Genomic DNA, 5485 nt, shown 5'->3' with positions numbered 1-5485 from the left:
GCCGCTCGCACAGGGCCAGCAGGTCATCGACCGCCATGGTGGGACCGACCTTGCAGGCCACCGGGTTCATCACCTCGGCGAGCGCGAACCGGAGCCGGGGGCGCTGTTCCAGCTCGAAAATGCCGTGGTTCAGGCGGGCCAGGTGCCCGTCAGGCGGTGGGTGGCGGCCGCGCCGCCCCGTTCGACGGCGGCCTTCACGGTGCCGAAGATCGCGCCCTGGAGGGCGGCCGCGACGAGTATCTCCAGCCAGGTACGGTGCTCGTCGGTCGCGTTCGGCGCGTCGTCGTCGTGGCCCAGGACCTTCCAGGTCTGCTTGAAGAGGGCGCCGGCCAGGAGGCCGGCGGACGCGCCCAGCAGCAGGCCGACCGGCCTGTAGGCGATCTTGGCGGCCTTCACCGGCGCCGTCCGAGCAGGCTGCGGAGCAGGACCGCCGCGAGGACGGCTGCCGCGGCGGCCGCCAGCAGCGGCGACCGGTTGGCGCGGGCGGCGCCCACGGCCCGGCCCGCCTTCGAGCGGACCTGCGCCGGGGTGTGGTCCGCCGCGACACGCCCGGCATGCGCCGCCGTACCACGGGCCTGGGCCGCCAGGTTTCCGGCGCGGTCCAGGACATCCTTCGGGGCGTGGTCACGCATGGTCCGGGCGGTTTTGGTGACCGTGTCGCGAACCGCCTCGGCGGCGTGCGCGACGGTCTCCTGTGCCGGGTTCTTCACAGCTGTCCCCTTTCGTCGGCGAGGGCCGGGTGCGTGGCCCGCCCGTCGGCGTCCGATGTACGGCCGAGTCCTCCGCAGGCGCGGCTGGGCCGGTACAACCCCGGCTACCCCCGAACGCGCCGCGCATCCGCCTTTGTTCGGCGCGAGCGGCCCAGGTGATCCCGTCCGGGTGGAAACGGGGTCGTGGGATGACGGGGTATCGGTGACGAGGTATGTCCGAAGCAGGCGGTTTCGCCGCCGCGCCGTGGCTGCCCCGCGACAACGCCCTGCTTCTCCAGCGCCTTGCGCAGTGCCCGCTCGGGGCCGCCGCTCAGCTCCCAGAGGATGCGCAGGCTCCACCGCCGCCCGAACAGGTCGAGTGCGGCCATCAGGGGGAGGTGAGCGGTCGAACCGCGAACTGGCGTGCCTGGCTGCGGCGTTGGCGTGACGTGGAGTGTGCCGCCGGCGGCGCGGGGGCGGTAGCCCGACCGCCGTTCTGGACCGGATCATGGGCAGTGGTGAGAGGCGATCCCAGCTTGACCTTCGACCTCGAGCGGGCCAGGCGCGCTTGGGCGTGGGTTCGCTCTCATCGGTCTCGCCGACGTCATGGCGGGGCGCTGGCTTGCGGTTCTTCGAGCCTGGGACCGTCCCTGGCCGGGCCGGAGGGTTTCGGCACGCTGGCCGGGGGAGCGGGGCGTCGGCGCGGATGTCGCGGACCCCGCGGCGGCCCCGGACCGGGTCAACTCCGCAGCGGGCAAAGGGCGGCCTCAGCCTGCGCGTCGGTGCGCGGAGACCAGCCACCGCCAGCGTCGACGCTCCGTGAAGAGGGTGGCGGCGGCCAGTGCGGTCACGAGGGCCGCCACCCAGGCGGGCCAGGCCAGCCACGAGGAGACCACCGCCGCCGCGAGCTGGAGCAGTACCAGCAGGATCGTGGCCCAACCCGGCACCGCGACGACCACGTTGGCTTTGTCCCCCGGGGTGGAGAACAACGTCGGTAGGCCGATCAGGGCCACGACGGAGAGGGTGGCAAGCAGCCACGAGTAGTCGGCCAGCGCCCAGGGGGTGGCCACCCATGCGACGAGTTCCGTCGAGAAGCGGAGCGCGGACGCAACGCGGTCGTCCGGGCGTTCCGAGGTCATTGCCCCAGCAGCGGTGTCGGTCACCTGCGGACGATCTCACGGCGCGCGGCCGACGGCCAGGGGTTCGGGGCACCACGGCGTCCGGCACTTCCACGGCTGCTACTCCGTCGGCGACGACACCCTCTGGGGCGTCAACCGCCGCAGGAAGGGCGCCGCGAACATCCTGACCGCGCTGAAGTCGATCCGCGCGGCCCGACCCGACGGCGCCCCGATCCACATCATCCTGGACAACCTGCCCGACGTCCTCGCCGCCCAGCGCCGCGAGCGTGCGCGTGTCCGCAGTGAGAAGGGCATCCGCCGGGGCGGACGCCCCCTCAGCACCGCGGCCTGAGCGACCGCGAACCGCAGCCCCCGGCGTCCCGGGGTGACAGCGACAGAAGGACGACTCAGGAGGCGGACGGCTCGATCTCCCCCGCAAAGACGATGAACTGGTCGATGAGGCCCCGCCGTAGATGGACGACGTCCGTTCCCGCCAGGCGGGGGCCTCCATCCGGCGTGGTGAAGACCCACTGGTACCGGGCCCACTCGTCAGGCATGTCCACCGCTGAGCAGCGCACCATCGTGCCGCTCCCCGCCGGGTGGCGTCGGATGTCCAGCACGAACCGCTCGACTGCCGCGATTCCTTCGCTGCGACCCAGCGGTCCCCAGAAGACCACGTCTGAGGTCAGCGCCCGGGAGAGCAGGGCAGTCACATAGCTGTCGTCCGAGGTGTTGAACGCGGAGATGAACGTGTCGATCGCGGAGCGTGCCGCCTCTTCCTGCATGCCCCAGTAATACCAGCCATGGCGCGTGCGCTCACCCCGCGAGCCGCCTTCCGATCACGGTGGACCATCCCGGTCACAGCACCTAGCGCTGCGACGAAGCGGTCCACCGCAACGGTGGGGGAGCAGAGGGAAGCGGAAGCCGCTCGGGGCGCGAGCGTGGGGCTCCGGGATGACGGGTGGGTGGGACCGGGGTCCTGGATGTGTCATCCCGGGGGTGCAGTGGCGAGGGGGTGGTCTCGTCCTGTGCGCGGACGACCCTCATGGGCGGTGGGTGGTTCGCTGGAAGTCACCCGGGAGGCCCCGGGAACCCTCCATCGACAGGAGTTCCTTCGTGAACGAGTGTGTGTCGCCCCGGTTCCGCCTCCGTCTCCGACTCGGCGGGCGGGCCCGGACAGCGGTGGCCGTCATCGCCGGCGCACTGACGCTCGGCACGCTGGCGATCGGCGTGCCGGCCTCCGCCACGGCGTCCCCGGCCGCCACGGCGTCTCCGGGCTCCGGGGCTTCCGCCACCTTCGCCGCCGACTCGGCGACCGTCGGTGACGCCGCGTCCGGCTCGCGTCGGCCGGACGGCGTCCAGCAGGGGTTGGAGGCCCTGGTGAGGGACTTCAAGGCGCCGGCCGCGCTGGCCACCGTCACCGGCCGGGACGGCCGGACCCGCCGGTACACGGCCGGAGTCGGTGACCTGACCACCGGGGCGAAGGTGCCGGTGGACGGCCAGGTGCGGGTCGGCAGCAACACCAAGGCCTTCACCTCGGTGGTCGTGCTGCAATTGGTCGGCGAGGGCAGGGTGGGGCTCGACGCCTTCGTCGACACCTACCTGCCCGGCCTGCTGCGCGGGGACGGCATCGACGGACGGAACATCACCGTCCGTCAGCTCCTCCAGCACACCTCGGGTCTGCCCAACTACACGGAATACCTGGAGGGCGACCGGCTGGACCGCTACCACGAGCCCCGCGACCTCCTCGACCTCGCGCTCGCCAACAAGTCCGACTTCACCCCTGGCGACGGCTGGAAGTACAGCAACACCGGGTACCTGGTCGCCGGGATGATCATCCAGAGGATCACAGGCCGGCCGGTGGGTGAGGAGATCACCCACCGCGTCATCGACCGGATCGGTCTGCGGCACACCTACTTCCCCGCCCCCGGGGACACCACGGTGCACGAGGCGCACCCCGAGGGCTACGACCGGCTGACACCCGACGGCCCGCTCACCGACGTGACGCGGCAGGACATGTCCTGGGGATGGGCCGCGGGGGCGCTGGTGTCCACGAACACCGATCTGAACCGGTTCTACACGACGCTGATCGGCGGCGGCCTGCTCGCCCCGGAGCTGCTCGCGCAGATGCGCACGACCGTCCCGGTGGACGAGTACCTCGGCCAGGGGGCCCGCTACGGGCTGGGTCTGGCTAGCTTCCAGCTGACGTGCGGCGGCGTCTACTGGGGCCACGGCGGCACCCTCCCCGGCTATGTGACCCGCGGTGGCGTCACCGAGGACGGCCGCGCCGCCAACATCGCGGTCACCACCGTGCCCGCCGTCGAGGCCAAGCCGCGCATCGCCGCCGACGTGGACGCGGCCCTCTGCCGGTAGACCGACGGGCAGCGCGGTCCCCCTTCGTACCGACTCCCGGGGGATTGGCCCCCGCCTTGACGAGGAGGACGGGGCGGCGGCCCGGATCCGGACGTGGCACCTGCCTGGCCTTCGACCGGATGGTGTGCGCCTGCGAGGTGATCGCCACATCACCGCGGTCGCTGTCCCGGGGCCGGGTCCGCGGTGAGGACCGCCCTCGGCTCCCGTTCCCCTCGTCCGGATAGCCAGTGCGGTGCTGCCCCGGCGGCACCGCACCCGACCCCGCACCGCACCCCTCCCGCGCAGCCTCCGGGCTGCGACCCGGGTGCGGCGCGGCGGCGACCCGCCGGGCCCCGGGACGGCCGCGGAGTACGGGGCCGCTTTGTTGACGGACTGTCACAGGAGCGGCGGGAAAACCGGGCACGAAGGTCCGCCGCGTTGGTACCGTGTCGCGACCAGAACGGCTTGACCGGGGGAGCGCGCTGGTCCGCGTTCCCCTTCGGGGGAGGAGGATTTCGGGTGCGGATCACCAGGGTGGCGGGCGTTCTACTGGCGGCGGGGGTGCTCACGGCGTGCGGGAGCGGCGGAAGTGGTGGGACTGGTGACGGCGCGAGTGCGGGGGCGGCTGCGGGAGCGGCCTCGACGACGCCGGCCGGGAACGGTGCTCCGTCGGCTCCGTCGGATGCCCCCACCCTCGCGATGAGGGTCCCGGCGGCGTACGGGAACACCGCGCGCTGGCAGCTGACGGCCCAGCAGGCTGTGAGCTACGCGGTGTTGCCGAAGGCCGGGCTGGTGGTCACGCTGTCCGGCACGGACCAGACGTATGTGCTCACCGCGCGGGAGGCCGGCACCGGGAAGGTCCGGTGGGTGAGCAAGCCGGTCAAGGGCCTCGGCGAGGCGTACGCGCCCAAGCTGATGGTGGTGTCCGCCGGGGGCAAGGAGTTCGCGGTGCTCTGGTCCACCGGCAAGTCCGGCGGGGACGCGCTGACCAAGGCCCAGCAGATCTACTCGATCGACGTCTTCGCCGCCGAAGGTTCGGGCCAGGACGCCGTCCCCGCCCAGCACCTGGAGATCCCGATGCCGAGCGGTGGCCGGCACGAGGTGCTCGACGGCGGTGGCGGCAAGCTGCTGCTGGACTCGGTGACCGACAAGGTCACGGTGGTCGACGCGGCCACCGGCGCGCAGCAGACCGTCGAGCCCAAATCGCTCACCGCGCCCACGGGTTGCCTTCAGAAGCCGTTGTCTTTCCGATAGTGACGGGTGCGTTTCCGCTGGTCAGGCATAGTGCCGGTGCCTCGGTGGCAGAGACGGGGTGTCGTGTCGTCT

At 72.5% G+C, this 5485-nt stretch carries 6 protein-coding genes and 2 pseudogenes; 3 read left to right on the top strand and 5 right to left on the bottom strand.

Features of this window, described 5'->3' with window-relative positions; translation table 11 throughout:
- Positions 1-129 precede the first annotated feature (129 nt).
- From ABZ497_RS36370 to ABZ497_RS36355, 4 genes and pseudogenes are all read right to left on the bottom strand, one after another.
- Entirely contained in the window at positions 130-396 is a 267-nt protein-coding gene (locus tag ABZ497_RS36370) for a DUF4235 domain-containing protein (RefSeq protein WP_329485119.1), read from the bottom strand.
- A complete protein-coding gene (locus tag ABZ497_RS36365) occupies positions 393-710 on the bottom strand; it encodes a hypothetical protein (RefSeq protein ID WP_359812325.1) in 318 nt (105 codons plus the stop codon). Before ABZ497_RS36365 ends, ABZ497_RS36370 begins: the two co-directional genes overlap by 4 nt.
- A gap of 308 nt (positions 711-1018) precedes the next feature.
- A pseudogene (locus ABZ497_RS36360) lies at positions 1019-1126 on the bottom strand (transcriptional regulator); the annotation flags it as partial.
- A 330-nt stretch (positions 1127-1456) separates the two neighbouring features.
- Positions 1457-1828 carry a hypothetical protein gene (locus ABZ497_RS36355; protein ID WP_359812322.1) on the bottom strand — a complete coding sequence of 124 codons (372 nt, stop codon included), beginning with the start codon at positions 1826-1828 and terminating at the stop codon, positions 1457-1459.
- Positions 1829-1901: 73 nt separating this feature from the next.
- Between ABZ497_RS36355 and ABZ497_RS36350 the strand changes: the two are divergent.
- A pseudogene (locus tag ABZ497_RS36350) lies at positions 1902-2159 on the top strand (IS630 family transposase); the annotation flags it as partial.
- 55 nt (positions 2160-2214) lie between these two features.
- On the opposite strand, the gene ABZ497_RS36345 reads toward ABZ497_RS36350, so the two are convergent.
- Complete coding sequence (locus ABZ497_RS36345; protein WP_359812319.1) at positions 2215-2592, bottom strand: nuclear transport factor 2 family protein; 378 nt, start codon at positions 2590-2592, stop codon at positions 2215-2217.
- A 331-nt stretch (positions 2593-2923) separates the two neighbouring features.
- On the opposite strand from ABZ497_RS36345, the gene ABZ497_RS36340 reads away from it, so the two are divergent.
- Together ABZ497_RS36340 and ABZ497_RS36335 are read left to right on the top strand one after the other, a co-directional pair.
- Entirely contained in the window at positions 2924-4180 is a 1257-nt protein-coding gene (locus ABZ497_RS36340; protein ID WP_359812313.1) for a serine hydrolase domain-containing protein, read from the top strand.
- Positions 4181-4858: 678 nt separating this feature from the next.
- Positions 4859-5413 (top strand): hypothetical protein, encoded by a 555-nt coding sequence (locus ABZ497_RS36335; protein WP_359812310.1) that lies wholly within the window; start codon positions 4859-4861, stop codon positions 5411-5413.
- The last annotated feature ends 72 nt before the right edge of the window (positions 5414-5485 follow it).

The sequence above is a fragment of the Kitasatospora sp. NPDC005751 genome, from assembly GCF_040630835.1.
In the GTDB taxonomy this organism is placed as follows: domain Bacteria; phylum Actinomycetota; class Actinomycetes; order Streptomycetales; family Streptomycetaceae; genus Kitasatospora.
The sequence above is the reverse complement of the archived record's forward strand: the minus strand, read 5'-3'. Positions and strand labels throughout refer to the sequence as shown.

Bases quoted from the DNA above. Each gene is read 5' to 3' on its own strand.
- ABZ497_RS36355 (WP_359812322.1), bottom strand. From the start codon at position 1,828: ATGACCTCGGAACGCCCGGACGACCGCGTTGCGTCCGCGCTCCGCTTC.
- ABZ497_RS36345 (WP_359812319.1), bottom strand. From the start codon at position 2,592: ATGCAGGAAGAGGCGGCACGCTCCGCGATCGACACGTTCATCTCCGCG.
- ABZ497_RS36335 (WP_359812310.1), top strand. From the start codon at position 4,859: ATGAGGGTCCCGGCGGCGTACGGGAACACCGCGCGCTGGCAGCTGACG.